The 1,474-nt window shown below is 60.0% G+C and carries 1 protein-coding gene; it reads left to right on the forward strand.

Features of this window, described 5'->3' with window-relative positions; translation table 11 throughout:
* A partial coding sequence (locus tag KRR55_RS20125) for a hypothetical protein (protein WP_217391095.1) occupies window positions 1-845 on the forward strand: 845 nt, incomplete at its 5' end.
* Between the last annotated feature and the right edge of the window lie 629 nt (window positions 846-1,474).

A 1,474-nucleotide genomic window follows, 5' to 3' on the forward strand; every position in this document is an offset into this window, starting at 1 on the left:
CGGGGCTTGAAACCGCCTTCACGGCGATCGTCGCCGCCACGGAATCCGCCGCGGTCTTCACGGGGCTTGAATCCGCCGCGGTCTTCACGGGGCTTGAATCCGCCTTCACGGCGATCGTCGCCGCCACGGAATCCACCGCGGTCCTCGCGGGGCTTGAAACCGCCTTCACGGCGATCATCGCCGCCACGGAATCCGCCACGGTCTTCACGGGGCTTGAAACCGCCTTCACGGCGATCGTCGCCGCCACGGAATCCACCGCGGTCCTCGCGGGGTTTGAAACCGCCGCGATCTTCACGAGGCTTGAAACCGCCTTCACGGCGATCATCGCCGCCACGGAATCCGCCACGGTCTTCACGGGGCTTGAATCCGCCTTCGCGACGGTCACCACCCTGGAATCCACCACGATCGTTGCCGCCACGGAATCCGCCGCGGTCTTCACGGGGCTTGAAGCCGCCGCGGTCTTCACGGGGCTTGAATCCGCCTTCGCGACGGTCGCCACCCTGGAATCCACCGCGGTCTTCGCGGGGCTTGAAACCGCCACGGTCTTCACGGGGCTTGAAACCGCCACGGTCTTCACGGGGCTTGAATCCGCCTTCACGGCGATCGTCGCCGCCACGGAATCCACCGCGGTCCTCGCGGGGCTTGAAACCGCCGCGATCTTCACGGGGCTTGAATCCGCCTTCGCGACGGTCACCACCCTGGAATCCACCACGATCATTGCCGCCACGGAATCCGCCGCGGTCTTCGCGGGGCTTGAAGCCGCCTTCGCGACGGTCATCGCCACCGCGACGGAAACCATCGCTGTTGTTCGGCTTAGAGCCGCTCCGATCGCGGTTGTCCTTTGACCCGAAGCCCTTGTTTTCGTTTGACACTAGATGTGTTCCTCTCAAAAGGGTCTTCAGTTTTGGACCCCACGCATGAACCAGTGGACCTCCGCATCTCACGGAAGCCCACCCTAAAATCTTTTTACCCTCACCAGGGCATTGAACGCCTGCATCTATCTTAGACGAGCGTACCCAGTCGCCTCCGTGATTTGCACCAATAGTGCGCAACGCAACTGCTCAATAGTACGGCAGAAACTCTGAAGGTCGCGTTGGAAAACAACAGCTGTTCGGCTCACGAAAACATTCCATCGGGCTCAAAGGTCGACGTAGTAGACCGACCGCCGGCTGCCAGTCCCCTGCCCAAAGGATAGTTTCACCAGACTCAGAAGTAAGGTCGCGTTCAAGGGAAGCAAAGACAAATCTAATGAGAGCAAATCGCCTAACATCTCGCTTTGCAACTTCTACCTTCGGCCAAAGAGTTCCAGCTCGGCGCCTGCACTTGGTCACGCGACGACTGTGCTGTGAAATCCTCGAACCTTAGTATCCAGCCATGAGCAAATGTTCAACGATGTGGGATTGTCGAACACGACTGAGAATCACATGCCTAGTGGTCCGCACCAGTCACTCGTTGAAGCCTGTCATTGGAACGT

The sequence above is a fragment of the Paeniglutamicibacter quisquiliarum genome (genome assembly GCF_019084045.1).
GTDB classification, from domain to species: Bacteria; Actinomycetota; Actinomycetes; order Actinomycetales; family Micrococcaceae; genus Paeniglutamicibacter; species Paeniglutamicibacter quisquiliarum.